This is a genomic window from Vannielia sp. ABF1_015 (genome assembly GCF_056160745.1).
The window spans coordinates 215527-229431 of sequence record NZ_JBSWXT010000001.1 but is presented as its reverse complement, the minus strand read 5'-3'; the positions used below and the strand labels follow the sequence as shown (position 1 = coordinate 229431).

Annotated in this window: 17 protein-coding genes and 1 tRNA gene; 4 read left to right on the top strand and 14 right to left on the bottom strand. The window is 65.5% G+C overall.

Annotated elements, in window-relative coordinates; all coding sequences use genetic code 11:
- Positions 1 to 43 precede the first annotated feature (43 nt).
- Positions 44 to 325, bottom strand: a complete 282-nt coding sequence (locus ACXAG6_RS01120) for an NfeD family protein (protein WP_475334172.1) — start codon at positions 323 to 325, stop codon at positions 44 to 46.
- A complete protein-coding gene (locus ACXAG6_RS01115) occupies positions 322 to 1218 on the bottom strand; it encodes an SPFH domain-containing protein (protein ID WP_475334169.1) in 897 nt (298 codons plus the stop codon). Before ACXAG6_RS01115 ends, ACXAG6_RS01120 begins: the two co-directional genes overlap by 4 nt.
- A 166-nt stretch (positions 1219 to 1384) precedes the next feature.
- Here ACXAG6_RS01115 and ACXAG6_RS01110 point away from each other — a divergent pair, with 166 nt between their 5' ends.
- On the top strand, positions 1385 to 2638 hold the full coding sequence (locus ACXAG6_RS01110) for a DNA polymerase IV (RefSeq protein WP_475334166.1): 1254 nt from the start codon (positions 1385 to 1387) through the stop codon (positions 2636 to 2638).
- 97 nt (positions 2639 to 2735) lie between these two features.
- Positions 2736 to 3020 carry a hypothetical protein gene (locus ACXAG6_RS01105; protein WP_475334163.1) on the top strand — a complete coding sequence of 95 codons (285 nt, stop codon included), beginning with the start codon at positions 2736 to 2738 and terminating at the stop codon, positions 3018 to 3020.
- Here the strand turns inward: ACXAG6_RS01105 and ACXAG6_RS01100 are convergent.
- A complete protein-coding gene (locus ACXAG6_RS01100; protein WP_475334162.1) occupies positions 3017 to 3421 on the bottom strand; it encodes a PaaI family thioesterase in 405 nt (134 codons plus the stop codon). The genes ACXAG6_RS01105 and ACXAG6_RS01100 overlap by 4 nt on opposite strands.
- Positions 3422 to 3498: 77 nt before the next feature.
- Positions 3499 to 4380, bottom strand: coding sequence for an N-formylglutamate amidohydrolase (locus tag ACXAG6_RS01095; RefSeq protein ID WP_475334160.1), 882 nt, complete (start codon positions 4378 to 4380; stop codon positions 3499 to 3501).
- 135 nt (positions 4381 to 4515) lie between these two features.
- On the opposite strand from ACXAG6_RS01095, the gene ACXAG6_RS01090 reads away from it, so the two are divergent.
- Positions 4516 to 4590, top strand: a tRNA-Val gene (locus ACXAG6_RS01090).
- Positions 4591 to 4673: 83 nt separating this feature from the next.
- Positions 4674 to 4799, top strand: coding sequence for a type B 50S ribosomal protein L36 (gene ykgO, locus ACXAG6_RS01085; protein ID WP_005850168.1), 126 nt, complete (start codon positions 4674 to 4676; stop codon positions 4797 to 4799).
- A gap of 104 nt (positions 4800 to 4903) precedes the next feature.
- Here the strand turns inward: ykgO and ACXAG6_RS01080 are convergent, their stop codons facing one another.
- The 10 genes from ACXAG6_RS01080 to ACXAG6_RS01035 form a co-directional block, all read right to left on the bottom strand.
- Positions 4904 to 5302: a hypothetical protein gene (locus ACXAG6_RS01080; RefSeq protein ID WP_475334159.1), complete on the bottom strand. Its 399-nt coding sequence runs from the start codon at positions 5300 to 5302 to the stop codon at positions 4904 to 4906.
- A gap of 45 nt (positions 5303 to 5347) precedes the next feature.
- Positions 5348 to 5611, bottom strand: coding sequence for a hypothetical protein (locus ACXAG6_RS01075; protein ID WP_475334156.1), 264 nt, complete (start codon positions 5609 to 5611; stop codon positions 5348 to 5350).
- 126 nt (positions 5612 to 5737) lie between these two features.
- Positions 5738 to 6490 (bottom strand): SDR family oxidoreductase, encoded by a 753-nt coding sequence (locus ACXAG6_RS01070; RefSeq protein WP_475334154.1) that lies wholly within the window; start codon positions 6488 to 6490, stop codon positions 5738 to 5740.
- Between the two features lie 132 nt (positions 6491 to 6622).
- Positions 6623 to 6967, bottom strand: coding sequence for a VOC family protein (locus ACXAG6_RS01065; protein WP_475337892.1), 345 nt, complete (start codon positions 6965 to 6967; stop codon positions 6623 to 6625).
- Between the two features lie 44 nt (positions 6968 to 7011).
- Positions 7012 to 8661 (bottom strand): peptidoglycan-binding domain-containing protein, encoded by a 1650-nt coding sequence (locus ACXAG6_RS01060; RefSeq protein WP_475334152.1) that lies wholly within the window; start codon positions 8659 to 8661, stop codon positions 7012 to 7014.
- A 29-nt stretch (positions 8662 to 8690) separates the two neighbouring features.
- Entirely contained in the window at positions 8691 to 9902 is a 1212-nt protein-coding gene (locus tag ACXAG6_RS01055; RefSeq protein WP_475334150.1) for a phenylacetate--CoA ligase family protein, read from the bottom strand.
- A 52-nt stretch (positions 9903 to 9954) separates the two neighbouring features.
- Positions 9955 to 10389 carry an RbsD/FucU family protein gene (locus tag ACXAG6_RS01050; RefSeq protein WP_475334148.1) on the bottom strand — a complete coding sequence of 145 codons (435 nt, stop codon included), beginning with the start codon at positions 10387 to 10389 and terminating at the stop codon, positions 9955 to 9957.
- On the bottom strand, positions 10389 to 11216 hold the full coding sequence (locus ACXAG6_RS01045) for an ABC transporter ATP-binding protein (RefSeq protein WP_140015894.1): 828 nt from the start codon (positions 11214 to 11216) through the stop codon (positions 10389 to 10391). Before ACXAG6_RS01045 ends, ACXAG6_RS01050 begins: the two co-directional genes overlap by 1 nt.
- A gap of 98 nt (positions 11217 to 11314) precedes the next feature.
- Positions 11315 to 12598, bottom strand: coding sequence for an ABC transporter substrate-binding protein (locus ACXAG6_RS01040; protein WP_475334145.1), 1284 nt, complete (start codon positions 12596 to 12598; stop codon positions 11315 to 11317).
- 159 nt (positions 12599 to 12757) lie between these two features.
- Complete coding sequence (locus ACXAG6_RS01035) at positions 12758 to 13834, bottom strand: branched-chain amino acid ABC transporter permease (protein ID WP_140015892.1); 1077 nt, start codon at positions 13832 to 13834, stop codon at positions 12758 to 12760.
- Between the last annotated feature and the right edge of the window lie 71 nt (positions 13835 to 13905).

The following is a 13905-nucleotide window of genomic DNA, read 5'->3' as shown; positions in this document are numbered from 1 at the left end:
TAGGATTGGTCACAGGCCGCTTGGCAAGGCCTGAGCCTCTGCCTCAGCCCTCGTTGATGTCTTCATCAAAGGTTTGCACCTGCCGGCCCTTGGCGCCGAAGGTCTTGTAACAAATCACCCAGGCCACGACCGAGATCACCGCAAAGACCAGCAGCACCCACGCAAGGCTGCCGCCGAAGGTTAGGCCCATTGCCAGCAAGATGCCAACCAGCGCCGCGCCGATGGCGAAGCCCACGAAGATGAATCCGGGGGCAAACAGCTCGAGGATCGCCAGCACCACCGCCAGCGCGAGCCAAGCCCACCACGTGGTGAAGAGCTCGGTCATTTGCCGATCCCCCCGAGCATCTTGAAGGCGTTGCCGAAGGATTCCATGGCATCTGCGGGCACGATGATCGTCTGTTTGCCGTCACCCTCGCCCAGCTTGTTCAGGCTTTCGACCTGCTTCAGCGCAATCTGGTATTGTGCTGCCTCGATGCCGTTGTCCTGAATGGCTGCAGCCACCACGCCGGTTGCATAGGCTTCGGCGTCGGCCTGCACGCGGCGGGCCTTGGCGGTTTGCTCGGCGGCATAAAGGTCGGCGTCGGCAGCAAGCTCCACCGCGCGGCGGCGGCCCTCGGCCTCTGTCACCTGCGCACGGCGTGCACGCTCGGCGTTCAACTGCTGGAGCATCGCGGCGCGGGTCGCCTCGTCGAGGTTCACGTCGAGGATCTCGGCCCGGGTCACTTCGATGCCCCAGTCATCCACCGCGCTCTCGACCAGCGCCTTCATCGACGAGATCAGCGCCGAACGGTTGCTCTGCACCTCGTCCAGCTCCATCTTGCCGATCTCCGAACGCACGATACCGGCGACGGTCGTGGCAATGGCGCCATCCACATCGCGGATCCGATAGACGGTCTTCTCAGGCGAGAGGATGCGGTAGAACACGCTGGTCTCCACCTGCACCATCACGTTGTCGGCCGTGATCGCGTCCTGGCTGGAGTTCGGAAGCTGCCGCTCAAGGATGCTCACCTTGTGGCGCACCCGGTCGATGAACGGCACGATCAGGTTGATGCCCGGGCCAAGCACGCTTTTCAGCCGCCCGAAGCGCTCCACCACGTATTTCTCCGACTGCGGAACGATCCGCACACCCAGAAAGATCGAGATGATGACAAACAGCGCCAGCAGGCCGACGACCACTGCGCCACCGCTTACGCCCGGAAGAAAATCCATGAAGTTCATACCCAAATCCTGTAAATAACTGCCCCTGCCACTCCACATATGGGCACGTCACATGACATTTTGAAGTGTTTTCCGAATCACCCCCTCGCCCGAAGCGCGACCGTGACCGCTTGGACACGCGCCGCCATGGCGCTACCATGCGCCCGCCTGACGAGTGCCACAAACCATGCCCGCCCTCTGCCGCGACTGCCTAGAAACCTTCGATTCCGGCACACGTTGCCCCGCCTGCCGCTCGCCCCGCGTTGCGGCCCACCCCGAGCTGTTTTCGCTCTCCATCGCCCATATGGATTGCGATGCCTTCTATGCCTCGGTCGAAAAGCGCGACAATCCGGAGCTGGCCGCCAAGCCGGTGATCATCGGCGGCGGGCGGCGCGGGGTGGTATCGACGGCCTGCTACATCGCCCGCATCAAGGGCGTGCGCTCGGCGATGCCGATGTTTCAGGCGCTCAAGCTCTGCCCCGAGGCGGTGGTGGTGAAGCCTCGGATGGAGGCCTATGTCGAGGTGTCCCGCGCCATCCGCGCCCTGATGGAAGAGCTGACCCCGTCCATCGAGCCGCTATCGCTGGATGAGGCCTTCATCGACCTCACCGGCACCGAGCGGCTCCACGGCCACCCGCCCGCCGTCATGCTGGCCCGGCTGGTGAAGCGGATGAAGGCTGAACTGGGGGTGACAGGCTCTATCGGCCTCAGCCACAACAAGTTTCTCGCCAAGATCGCCTCGGATCTCGACAAACCGCAGGGCTTTTCAGTGATCGGCGCGGCGGAAACCGAAGACTTCTTGCGCGACAAGCCGGTGCGGATGATCTGGGGCGTTGGTCAGGCCTCTCAGGCGTCGCTGGAGGGCGCGGGCATCCGCACCTTTGCTGACCTCCGCCGCTGGGAGCAGAAGGAACTGGCGGCGCGGTTCGGGGCCTCCGGCGCCCGCCTCTGGCACCTTGCACGCGGGCAAGACAAGCGCCGGGTGAGCCGCGACTCGGCCCTCAAGTCGATCAGCAACGAGACCACCTTCTTTGAAGACACCGCCAGCACTGACATTCTCGACGGCCACATCTGGCGGCTCTCCGAGAAGGTCTCGGCCCGCGCCAAGGCCAAGGAGCTTTCGGGCCGCACGGTGACGCTCAAGCTCAAGACCGCCAAGTTCAAGCTGCTCACCCGCCGCACCACCCTGCGCGAGCCCACGCAAATCGCCGATCGCCTCTACCGCACCGCCCGCGACCTCTTTGACCAAGCAGGCAACAGCGGCCCCTTCCGCCTCATCGGTGTGGGTTTGTCTGACCTCGCGCCAGAGGCGGCGGCAGACCTCTCGGGCGACCTGCTGGACCCGGACGCCGGAAAGCGCGCCGAGGCCGAGCGGGCCACCGATTCTATCCGCGCCCGCTTTGGTAAGGACGCCATCCTGAAGGGCAGGGCGCTCAGATAGGCGTAGGGTGGGCAATCTGCCCACCATTCCCCGCACCACTCCCCCGGCCCCCCGCAAAGGGCTGGACTCGCGCCCCCGCACCCCGCACCATCTGCCCATGCGATACCTGCTGCTCTGCCTGCTCATCGCGCTGCCCGCCGCCGCGCAGGACCGGCCACCGCCAAAGCCCGGCGACCCGGATGACTTTGTCCGCTACATCTTCGAAACCAACGCCTGCGTGATGACCGAAGATCAGCTGCTGAAGGCCTATCAGGAGTCGGGACATGGCATCATGGGGGCGAACAACGCGGTGATTGCCGTTTCCGAACGCGAAGACATCGAGGTGCTCAGCCGCAACCCCTTCCGCTATCGCTACTACGGCTCCGACTACTGCGGCTTCTAGCTCTCGATCTTCACGATGGTGCCCTGCGCGGCGGCGCAGAGCTTTTCTTCGCCATCCACCACGGCAAACACGTCACAGCGCGTCACCGCCTGCCGCCGTCCGTGGCCCACGATCTCGCTGCGCGCCACCAGCCGCTCGCCGGTGCCGGGCCGCAGGAAGTTGATTTTCAGCTCCGAGGTGATGACCGGCCCAAGGACCAATGCGCCCACAAAGGTGAGCGCCATATCGGCCAGCGTGGCTAAAACGCCGCCGTGGGCGATACCCATGTGTTGTTTCAGGTCGTCGCGCATCGGAATGGAAATCACGCAGCGCCCGTTTTCGAACAGCTCCAGCTCGGCGCCCACCAACTTGGAAAACGGTTGGGCGTCCAAAATGGCCTGTGCCTCGTCTCTGGACAGCATCCGCACCTCCTCTGGCTCCTGCCCGGCAGGATGCGCCCGTGCCCGGCCCGGTCAAACCTTACGTTACGTCGCTTGGGTTACTCGGCCGCCAGCGGCATTGCCGCGCCGCCCCGGCCGATCTCGACAATATCGGCCACCACTTTGCCCAGCCGGGTGCGGATTTCTTCAAACCGGGGGCCGCGTTCGATGGTCTCTTCATTCATGTAAAGCGAGCGGTCGATCTCGACCTGAACCGCATGCTGCCCCCGCGCCGGGCGGCCATAGCTCTGGGTGACATAGGCCCCGGCAAAGGGCGCGTTGCGGGCCACACGGAAGCCTGCGCCGGCAAAGGCAGCCTCCACCTGATCCATCACCTCCGCCCCGCAGGCCGCGCCAAAGCGGTCGCCCAGCACCACCTCGGGCAGGCGGCGGTTGCCCTTGCGGCTTCCGGCGGCGTCTATCGCCTCGTGGGGCATCGAATGGCAGTCGATCAGGAGCGCCTGCCCGAATTCGGCGCGCGCGGCATCCACCTCGCCCTGCAAGGCGCGGTGATAGGGCCGCCAGACATCGGCAATCCGCGCGCGGGCCTCCTCCAGCGTGATCTTGCCCCGGTAAATCGCCCGCCCGCCGGCCACCACCCGTGGAATCACCCCAAGGCCGGAGCTGACGCGCGGATTATGCGTTACCGTGGCCACGCCCCGGATCAGCGCCGGGTCCAGCTCGTCGGCAGAGCGGTTGAGATCAATGTAAGCCCTTGGCGCAGCGGCAGCGATCAGCGGGGCCCCATGCGCCGGGGCCATGCTGAAAAGCTCGTCTACAAAGGCATCTTCCGAGCTGCGAATGCTGCGCTCATCCAGCACCGACGCCCGCAAAAACGCCCAAGGATAGTCGCAACCCGAATGCGGAGAGGCAAACACGGCTCCGGTCGTCCGTTCCACCGGGCGCTCAATGCGATATGACTTTGCCTCATTCCTGCTCATAGCCAAAACTATAGCGGCAAACTTCCACTTGCCAAAAGCCCTTGAACCGCGCTCAGCTTCACTTTATACGCCACCGCACCGACGCGGACCGCCCCGCGTCTTTTGTTTTGATATCGGGGCGATTCGAAGAGGTCAGGGCGATTAGCTCAGCGGTAGAGCACTTCGTTGACATCGAAGGGGTCACTGGTTCGATCCCAGTATCGCCCACCATCTGAGCCGACCCTTCCAGGGTCATGTTGAACTTGGCACCCAACTGCCGCGTTAGGGGCCGCAAGAGAGGAAAGGTTGAAGATATGAAAGTCCGCAACTCACTCCGCTCGCTGAAAAACCGGCACCGGGATTGCCGCGTGGTCCGCCGTAAAGGCCGCGTCTACGTGATCAACAAGACCCAGCGCCGCTTCAAGGCCCGTCAGGGCTAAGACGCTTCAGCGCGCACAAACGGAAGGGCCGCCCAATTCGGGCGGCCTTTTTTGTTGTCTGCGCTGGCTGTGTTGTCTGTGTTGGCGTGCCGTGCCGTTTTCGCTCAATTGCCCACCGGGCTGGCATGGCGATGCACCCGCTGCCACGTCTCCCCGATCCGCCGGTAAATCTCTGTCACCCGCAGCCGCTCGCGGCGGGGCACATCGGCGCCTTCCACCATCACTTCCGAAATCTGGAAGCCCGTCCAGTAGCCCACGTCCCCCTCGGTGCCGCTGTCTTCGATCTCCAGCCGCGTCTGGCCCTCCACGAAGTCTTCGGCCTGCCGCGCGTTCGCCTCGTTCACGCTGCGTGCGCCCCGGGCAAAGCCGCCATCGCGGGTAAAGGCGGTGGCCGTACCGGAGAGCGCGGTGATCGTGCGCATCGGGGCATCGTCGCCGTGGGCATAGGCCATAGCGGCATCGCGGCGGCGGGTGAGAAAGGTGTCAAAACTCTCCTGCATCATGGTTCTCCGTCTGTATGGTTCTCCGTCTGTTGTCGCCGGGCGGGGTCAGGCGTGGGCGGGCGATACGTGGCGGTGGATGCGCATCCACCCCGTGCCATCGCGCCGATACACTTCGCTGACCCTGAGGCGCTCCATCACGCCATCCTCTCCCGAGGGGCTGCTTTCGTAGCCGATGCGATAGGCCAGGGCCCCCTGCGCGGCCTCGTCGCCCGCATCGGCGTCCAGCAATTCAAAGCCAAGCGCGCTGGGGGTTTGCGCCACATCGGCTGCGCCCAGCGCGCTGGGGATCAGGTCACAATCCTTGGGCATGTGCTCCCTCCTTGCATGTCTGTATGGCAGCAGAACGAGCGAGCCTTGGCTTCTGTTCCCGCCAGATGCCGGGAGGAGCCGCAGTCGGCAGGCTCTCGCCGCCTGCCTCTGCCCCTGCGGCGCGGCCTACACCTTGCTCACCGCATTGCCGCCATCGGCAAAGAGCGTGGCCCCGGTCACAAAGCTGGCGTCCTCCGAGAGCAGGAACAGCGCCGCGCGGGCGATCTCCTCCGGCTCCGCCAGCCGCTTCATCGCGTGCAAGCCTTTGGCGAAGTCGATGAAGGCCGGGTCGTCCCCAGCCATCTCCGTCAGAGTGCCACCGGGCAACAACGCGTTGGCCCGGATCCCCTCGGCCCCGTGCTCCGCAGCAAGCCCCTTCGCCAGTCCGATCACCCCCGCCTTGGCCGCGCCGTAGGCGGCCATGCCGGGCAAGCCCGACGAACTGCCGACAAAGCTGGCGGTAAACAGCAGCACCCCGCCGCCCGCACGGCGCAGGGCCGGGATCTGAGCCTTGGCCCCGAAAAAGGCTGCGTCGAGATTGGCCGCCATCACGCTGCGCCAGTTGGCCTCGATCATCTTCTCAACCGGCCCCATCTCGCCCACCGTGCCCGCATTGTTGAAGGCCCCATGGAGCGCCCCGAAACGAGCCTCAGCCAGTACCACCAACTCGGCGGCAAAGCCTGACTCGGTCACATCGCCCGCCGCCCAGGCCGCGCGGCCCCCTGCGGCTTTGATCTCGCCCGCCAGCGCTTCCAGCCGGTCGGCCCGCCGGGCACCCAGCACCACCGCCGCGCCCTCCGCCGCCGCCAGCCGCGCCGTCGCGGCCCCGATGCCCGAGCTCGCGCCGGTGATAAGTATCGTCTTTCCTGAAAATCGCATGGTCCGGTCTCCTGTTTGCGGATGACCGGACCTTCCGCGATAGCGAGCTCAGGGCCGACCCGAACCCTGCGCCTTGCCGACCCGTTTCCTGCGCCTCCCGCCCGTAGGGTGGGCAATTTGCCCACCACCCGATCAGGCAGGCTCCCAAAGCTCGATCGGGTTGCCTTCCGGGTCGTTCAGCCATGCGAAACGCCCGTTGGGGTAGCTCTCCGGGTCGCGCTTCACGGCGATGCCTGCCGCATCCAGTTGCGCGATCATCGCGTCGAGGTCGCGCACCCGGAAGTTCAGCATGAAGGGCTTCTCGCTGTTGCCGAAGTATTCCGTGACCTTCTCGAAGGGGGCAAACACCGTGGCCCCCGCCTCCTGCTCCCACGGCGGCGTGTCGTAGTCGCCGGGCACCGGGTTGATGCCGAGGTGCGCCTCATACCACGCCGCCAGCGCCTTCGGGTCTTCGGACCTGAAGAAGAACCCGCCGATGCCGCTGACCTTCTCGATGTCTCATCTCCCCCTTTGGGTTGGTCTTAGTCGCGGATGATCCTGATGCCTGCATCCGAAAGCATCCGGCTCACCGTGGCCTCGTCCAGATAGCCCGTCACCTCCAGCTCTCGGTCGCGTTGGAAGCGGCGGATGGCGCGGCGGGTCTGGTCATCAAACTGCCCGTCCGTTGGCCCCGGCTCCAGCCCAAGCTGCGCCAGCCGCCGCTCCACCAGAACCTTGGTGAACTGCGGCAGGCCAAGGGCGGCCTCCCGCTCTTCGGCTTCCTGCCGGTCGGGGCTGGCCTCTTCGGTGAGCTTGTCGATCTGCGCCCGTGCCTCCTCGGCAAAGGCCCCCTCGGGGTAGGCCACAAGGTAGGCGCGGTAGCTGGCCACGGTGTTGCCCTTCACCGCCACATCCCACGCCGCGCGGTCCTGTGCGGCGGCTTCGCGGCGCTTGTCTTCCTCGATGATGGCCAGCTGCTCCTCGGCAATGTCCGAGTAGATCCCGTCAGGATACTTCTTCAGATACACCCGCAGCCCGGCCTCATCTCCCGCCGCGCCGGTGACTTCCCAATAGGCACGGTCAGCCCGCTCGGCCTCCAGCCGCCGCCGTTCGGCCTCGGCCTCAAGCTCGGCGCTGCGCCGTTCGGCCTGCTGGGCCAGCCGCGTGATCTGCTGGCGCGTGAGGTAGGTGGAGGGCGGAAAGCCGTTTTTCTCCTGAAACGCCTTGATCGCCCCGCGTGTGCCGGGGCCAAAGATGCCGTCGATCCCGCGTGGCTTGTAATCCAGCACCGTCAGGTTGCGTTGGATCTGCCGCCGCTCGTCGCGCGACAGGTCAAGCGCTTCTTCGGCCTTGCGCTCGGCGCGGAAGGGCTCGGCCTCGATCTCGGCAATCGCCTTGCGCGCCTCGTCGGCAAACTGCCCCAGCGGGTAGCGCGCGAGGTAGCCAAGGTAGGCGTCCTTGCTGTCGGCATCCACCGCGCTCTCCCATACGGCGCGCTCCACTTCCGCCGCATCGGCCACCGGCTCTTCGCCGCTGCCAGTCTCCACCGGGTCTTCCCCCTCGGGCCGCCAGATCGTTGCCGCCGACAAGAAGCCCTCGCCGGTTACATCTTCGGCACCGGCCACGAGGGCAGAAAGGCTCTGCCCCCGCTCCATCAGCGGCCCCACGGCAAAGGCTCCAACCTCGGCAGATCGGCCGCGGATCACCGTCACCCCTTGCGGAATATCGAGCGGCCCGATCCCGGCGGTGAGGCCGGGGCCAAGCTCTTCTGGCGCCCCCGCCGCGCCGATGAGCACAAGCGATTGCCCCGGCACCTCGGCGGCAATTTCCAGCACCGTCGAAAGGGCAAGCCCCTGGCCAGCGACGGTGGCAAGGTTGGGCGCCTTGGCATCATCCGCCATCAGCCACGTGTCGCTGCCAGAGCGCACGAAGGGCCCGTTGAGGTGGATCACCAGCCTCCGCTCACCCTCCACGCCGTTCAAGAACCGCGCCAACCCCTCGCGCATCAGCTCCGCCGTGGCCGGGCTGCCGCCGATCACCGCAAAGCCCGCGCCCTCATAGGCGGCGGCAAGGTCTGGCGCAGAGCCGCCAAACAGCCCGCGCCCGCTTTCGGGTTGGCCGAGGATAAATGCCCGGTCGGCCATTGCAGGCCCGGCCACCAGCGCCAGTGTCAAAAGGATTGCTCGTCTCATGCCCGCCTCCCGGGCCGTTCGAGCGGCCCTCAGTCGTAACTTCTCTGGTCGTCTATCACTTTGCCGTCTTTCGGCAGGCTTCCCAAGGGATGAATGGTGACCTCACCAGAAAGTTTCAGGATCTCGCGCACCGCATCGGCCAGCGTGGCCTCGCTTCCGCCCTCCGATTCGAAGGCCACGGCCATCACATCGCGCTCATCCTCGCGCGTCACCGTCACCCGCGCCTTGGCGGCGGCAGTGCGAGACACAAGCTCTGCCACCTGCTCGGGGCGCACGAACATGCCCTTGATCTTCGCCGTCTGGTCCGCCCGGCCCATCCAGCCCTTGATGCGCCCATTCGTGCGCCCGCAATCGCTCTGTCCGGGCAGAACGGCGCTGAGGTCGCCGGTGGCGAAGCGGACCAGCGGATAATCGGGGTTCAGCGTGGTCACCACCACCTCGCCCACCTCGCCTTCGGGCACCGGGTCTCCCGTGCCGGGGGTGACGATCTCCACCACCACGCCCTCGGCCACGATCAGCCCGCTCTCGGGGCTGCTCTCATAGGCGATGTTGCCCAGATCGGCGGTGGCGTAGCATTGCAGGCAGGTGATGCCGCGCGCGGCGTACCACTCCCGCAGGCTCGGAAACAGCGCTCCGCCCGACACCGCCGCGCGGGTGATGCCAAGGCTCACGCCCATTTCATCGGCCTTTTCCAGTATCACCTTCAGGTAATCCGGCGTGCCCGCATAGGCGGTTGCGCCAAGGTCGGCGGCGGCCCGCACCTGAAGTTCCGTCTGCCCCGTGCCCGCCGGGATCACCGCCGCGCCCACCGCGCGCGCGCCGTTGTCAAACATCATCCCCGCCGGGGTCAGGTGGTAAGCAAAGCAGTTCTGCACCACGTCACCCGCGCCAATGCCGACCGCCCGCAGGAAGGGGGCGAAGCGCCACCAGTCTTCGGCGTTGGACATGCCTGGCTCATAGATCGGGCCGGGCGACTGGAACAGATGGGTAAAGCCCGTGGCCTCCACCGTCGTCAGGCCGCCCAAGGGCCGCCGCGCGGCCTGCGCCTCCATCAGCGCGCCCTTGCGTAGCACCGGCAGGGCGGCCAGCGCTTCGGCATCCACCACCGCGCCAGCCGCAACCCCGGCAAGCGCGGCGTAGCCCGGCAGGCCCTGCGCCCGCGCCACCTGCCGGGGCAGCGCCTCTGCCAACTCGGCGCGTCGCGCTTCGACACTGCAAAATTCCGGGCCGTCCTTGGTCACGACGCCACCTCCCTGTCATGATCTGCGGTTTTCAGGTCATTGTAGCGCCATTTCAGCCAGGCGCGATGACGCCTTTGGTCAGCAGCACATTGCCGTAAAGCCGGGTCTCGCCGGTCTGGATCACTGCAAAGGCACCCTTCGCGGCGGCGTAAAAGCCATGTCGCTCGATCTTGGCAAGCGGGCGCGGGGCGTCGGCTACCCGGTCGATGATGGCCTGAAACTCGGTTATCACCGGCGGCACCTCATCCGGCGCACCTACCACCTCCATCCGGTGCGCGGGCTCGTCAACGAAAGTGTCGAGCGGCATCAAGGCCAGCACCGCCTCCAGCAGGTCGGTGGCGCTGATTCCGTCCAGCCGCAGGCAGCGCGGCCCCAGCGCCTCGGCGGGAAAGTTGGCATCTACGATGGCCAGCACATCGCCATGGCCCATGGCCCGCAGCGTCCAGAGAATATCGGGTGAAAGGATCGGGGGAATACCACGCAGCATCAGGCCAGCCACCTCTTGCGGCGGCGATAGCTGCGCACGTCGCGGAAGCTCTTGCGGCCTTCCTCGCTCATGCCGAGGTAAAATTCTTTCACGTCCGGGTTCTCGCGCAGCTCGGCGGCGGGGCCGTCCATCACGATCCGTCCGCTCTCGAGGATGTAGCCGTAATGGGCAAACCGCAGGGCGACGTTGGTGTTTTGCTCGGCCAGCAGGAAGGTCACGCCCTGCTCTTCGTTCAGCCGCCGCACGATGTCGAAGATCTGCTCCACCAGCTGCGGCGCGAGGCCCATGCTCGGCTCGTCCAGCAGGATCGTCTCGGGGCGGCTCATCAGCGCCCGGCCAATCGCCACCATCTGTTGCTCGCCGCCCGACGTGTAGCCCGCCTGGCTCTTCCGCCGCTCTTTCAGCCGCGGGAAATAGTCATACACCATTTGCAAATCGGCATCGGTGGCCCCGCGCCCGTCGCTCCGCGTGTAGGCGCCGGTCAGCAGGTTTTCCTCCACCGTCAGATGCTCAAAGCAGTGCCGCCCCTCCATCACCTGAATGATGCCGCTCTTCACCTGCGCCGCCGGATCTTCTCCGGTCAGCCTGTCCCCGCGATAGGTGATGCTGCCCTTGGTGATCTCGCCGCGCTCCGAGCGCAGCAAGCCGCTGATCGCCTTCAGCGTGGTGGTCTTGCCTGCCCCGTTGCCGCCCAGCAGCGCGGTGATGCCGCCTTTGGGCACCTTCAGGCTCACGCCCTTCAGAACGAGGATCACATGGTTGTAGATCACCTCGATGTTGTTGACCTCCAGCAGCGTCTCGGCGTCGGGCTTGGCGGCATCCAGCATGGTCTGGCTCTCCTTCCGGCGGCAGGGCGCCCCCGGTCTTTCTCGAAAATGGCCCAAAGGGTCTCCCGGCCGGAGCGGTCTGGCCGGGAGCAGTCACATCAGTTGCAGGCCGGCTCCACGCCCGCCTCGGCGGCATAGGCCGCGCTGTCTTCCTCGATCAGCGGCGCGAGGATCTCCTGATCGGACTGGTAGTAGTCGGTGATCAGGCTCCACTTCTTGGCGGCTGCATCCCACTGCGCCACGGCACCAAAGCCGTTGCCGCCGTGGTTTTCGCAGCTGACGGTGAACTCGGGGCCAAAGCCGGGCAGGCCGAGGGCGGCCATCTTGGCTTCGGTGATCCCGAGGTTCTCCATACCGTCGCGCATCTGCGCCGGGCTGATGGTGGTTTCGCCGCTCAGCTCTTGCGCCGTCTTCACCGCTTCGGCGGCCAGCATCGCGGCATACATGCCCCGATTGTACAGCGCCGTGCCCAGCTGGTCTCCCGCGCCGGCGGCAAGCCCCTTGTCGACCACATGGGTCTTCAGGTCGTCATAGACCGGGTATTCCATGCCGAGGTTGTGGAAGGTCAGCGCCTTGTAGCCATCGGCACCATCACCGGCGGGCAGCACGTCATTCTCCGAGCCGGACCACCAGATGCCGATGAAATGATCCATCGGGAAACGGATGTTCACCGCCTCCTGAATCGCGACCTGGTTCATCACGCCCCAGCCCCACATGATTACGTAGTCGGGCTTCTCCCGGCGGATCTGCAGCCACTGGCTCTTCTGCTCCTGGCCCGGGTGATCGACCGGCAGCAGCATCAGCTCGTAGCCGTGTTTTTCGGCGAGGCTCTCCAGCGTGCGGATCGGCTCCTTGCCATAGGCGGAGTTGTGATAGACCAGCGCCACCTTCTTGCCGCTCAGGTCGCCGCCCTCTTCGTTTGCGATATGCGTGATGGCAATAGAGGCCCCGTCCCAATAGTTGGCCGGATAGTTGAACACCCACGGAAACACAGCACCGTTCTTGGCCGAGGTGCGGCCATAGCCCATCGTGTGCATCGGGATGCCGTCAGCGGTGGCCTTGGGGATCAGCTGATAGGTGATCCCGGTCGACAGCGGCTGGTAAACCAGAACGCCCTCACCCTTGGTGGATTCATAGCACTCCACGCCCTTCTCGGTGTTGTAGCCGGTCTCGCATTCGACGAGGTTGATCATCTCACCGCCAATGCCGCCGTCCCGCTCGTTGAGCAGGGTGAAGTAGTCCTGATAGCCATCCGCAAACGGAATGCCGTTGGCCGCGTAGGGGCCGGTGCGGTAGCTCAGCGCCGACATGGTGATCTCTGCCATCGCCGGAGCGGCGGCCATCACCGCGCCAAGCGCCAGTGTTGCTAGTTTCAGTCTCATCGGGTGTCTCCTCCCTTGGTTGGTCCGATGTTGCGTTGCGCGCCGGGGTTTTGCCCCGGTCTCCTCCTCCTCGGCCCGTGCGGTGGGCCAACCCTTTGTCCGGGCGCTGCGGCCCGAAGCAATCGGTAGGGTGGGCAATCTGCCCACCGCCCGCCCCGCTCAGTGCGGGAACGGCCAGAGCCTCAGCTTCTCCTTCGCCACCCGCCAAAGCTGCGCCAGCCCGTGCGGCTCGGCGATCAGGAACACGATGATAAGCCCGCCGATGATCATGAACTCCAGATGCGCCGCCAGATCGGTCGGCCAGCCCAGCGTGCCGACGAAGACGTTTTTCAGCAGCACCGGCAACAGCACCAAGAAGGCCGCGCCCGCAAAGCTGCCGAAAATAGAGCCCAGCCCGCCGATGATCACCATGAACAGCACGAGGAAGCTCTTGTTGATGCCAAAGACCTCGCCCACCTCGACCGCGCCGAGATAGACAGAGAAGAACAGCGCCCCCGCGATGCCGATAAAGAAGGACGAAACCGCAAAGGCCGAGAGCTTCGCGGTGAGCGGATTTACCCCGATGATCTCCGCGGCGATGTCCATGTCACGGATCGCCATCCACTTGCGGCCCACCGTGCCCCGGGTGAGGTTGCGCGCCAGCAGGGCCAGCAGCACCACGAACACAAGGCAGAACAGATAGGTCGCCCAGGCCTCGGTTTCGGCGCCGGTGATCTTGATGCCGAAGATCGTGCGCTCTGGCGCGCTGATCTGCCCGGTGGCCGAGTAGTTGTAAAACCACGGCACCCGGTTGAAGAGCCAGACCAGAAAGAACTGCGCCGCCAACGTGGCCACGGCAAGGTAAAACCCCTTGATCCGAAGGCTCGGCAGGCCAAACAAAATGCCCACGCCCGCCGTCACGCCGCCCGCAAGGATGATGTGAAAGAAGATGCTGACATCCGGAAAGGCCGTCATCAGCTTGTAGCAGGCATAGGCCCCCACAGCCATGAACCCGCCGGTGCCAAGGCTGACCTGCCCACAGTATCCGGTGAGGATGTTCAGCCCGATTGCGGCGATGGCATAGATCAGGAAGGGCAGGAAAACCGCGCTCACCCAGTAGTCGTTGATGATGAAGGGAACGACGCCGAAGGCCACCACCAGAATCGCGTAATAACGCCAGCGGTCGAACTTGATGGGAAAGGTCTGGTTGTCTGCGGCGTAACTGGTTTTGAAGTCGCCGGCCTCACGGTAGAGCATCAGCCATTTCCTCCATTTTGAGCCAGTCCCGCCACCGGGCCGCCCAAGTTGTTTGTTTCCATTTCGGCAAC

Coding starts and splice junctions, on each gene's coding strand:
- ACXAG6_RS01050 (WP_475334148.1), bottom strand. CDS start 10,389: ATGCTGCGTGGTATTCCCCCGATCCTTTCACCCGATATTCTCTGGACG.
- ACXAG6_RS01120 (WP_475334172.1), bottom strand. CDS start 325: ATGACCGAGCTCTTCACCACGTGGTGGGCTTGGCTCGCGCTGGCGGTG.
- ACXAG6_RS01080 (WP_475334159.1), bottom strand. CDS start 5,302: ATGATGCAGGAGAGTTTTGACACCTTTCTCACCCGCCGCCGCGATGCC.
- ACXAG6_RS01060 (WP_475334152.1), bottom strand. CDS start 8,661: ATGAGACGAGCAATCCTTTTGACACTGGCGCTGGTGGCCGGGCCTGCA.
- ACXAG6_RS01035 (WP_140015892.1), bottom strand. CDS start 13,834: ATGCTCTACCGTGAGGCCGGCGACTTCAAAACCAGTTACGCCGCAGAC.
- ykgO (WP_005850168.1), top strand. CDS start 4,674: ATGAAAGTCCGCAACTCACTCCGCTCGCTGAAAAACCGGCACCGGGAT.
- ACXAG6_RS01115 (WP_475334169.1), bottom strand. CDS start 1,218: ATGAACTTCATGGATTTTCTTCCGGGCGTAAGCGGTGGCGCAGTGGTC.
- ACXAG6_RS01100 (WP_475334162.1), bottom strand. CDS start 3,421: ATGCTGTCCAGAGACGAGGCACAGGCCATTTTGGACGCCCAACCGTTT.
- ACXAG6_RS01070 (WP_475334154.1), bottom strand. CDS start 6,490: ATGCGATTTTCAGGAAAGACGATACTTATCACCGGCGCGAGCTCGGGC.
- ACXAG6_RS01110 (WP_475334166.1), top strand. CDS start 1,385: ATGCCCGCCCTCTGCCGCGACTGCCTAGAAACCTTCGATTCCGGCACA.
- ACXAG6_RS01045 (WP_140015894.1), bottom strand. CDS start 11,216: ATGCTGGATGCCGCCAAGCCCGACGCCGAGACGCTGCTGGAGGTCAAC.
- ACXAG6_RS01095 (WP_475334160.1), bottom strand. CDS start 4,380: ATGAGCAGGAATGAGGCAAAGTCATATCGCATTGAGCGCCCGGTGGAA.
- ACXAG6_RS01040 (WP_475334145.1), bottom strand. CDS start 12,598: ATGAGACTGAAACTAGCAACACTGGCGCTTGGCGCGGTGATGGCCGCC.
- ACXAG6_RS01105 (WP_475334163.1), top strand. CDS start 2,736: ATGCGATACCTGCTGCTCTGCCTGCTCATCGCGCTGCCCGCCGCCGCG.
- ACXAG6_RS01075 (WP_475334156.1), bottom strand. CDS start 5,611: ATGCCCAAGGATTGTGACCTGATCCCCAGCGCGCTGGGCGCAGCCGAT.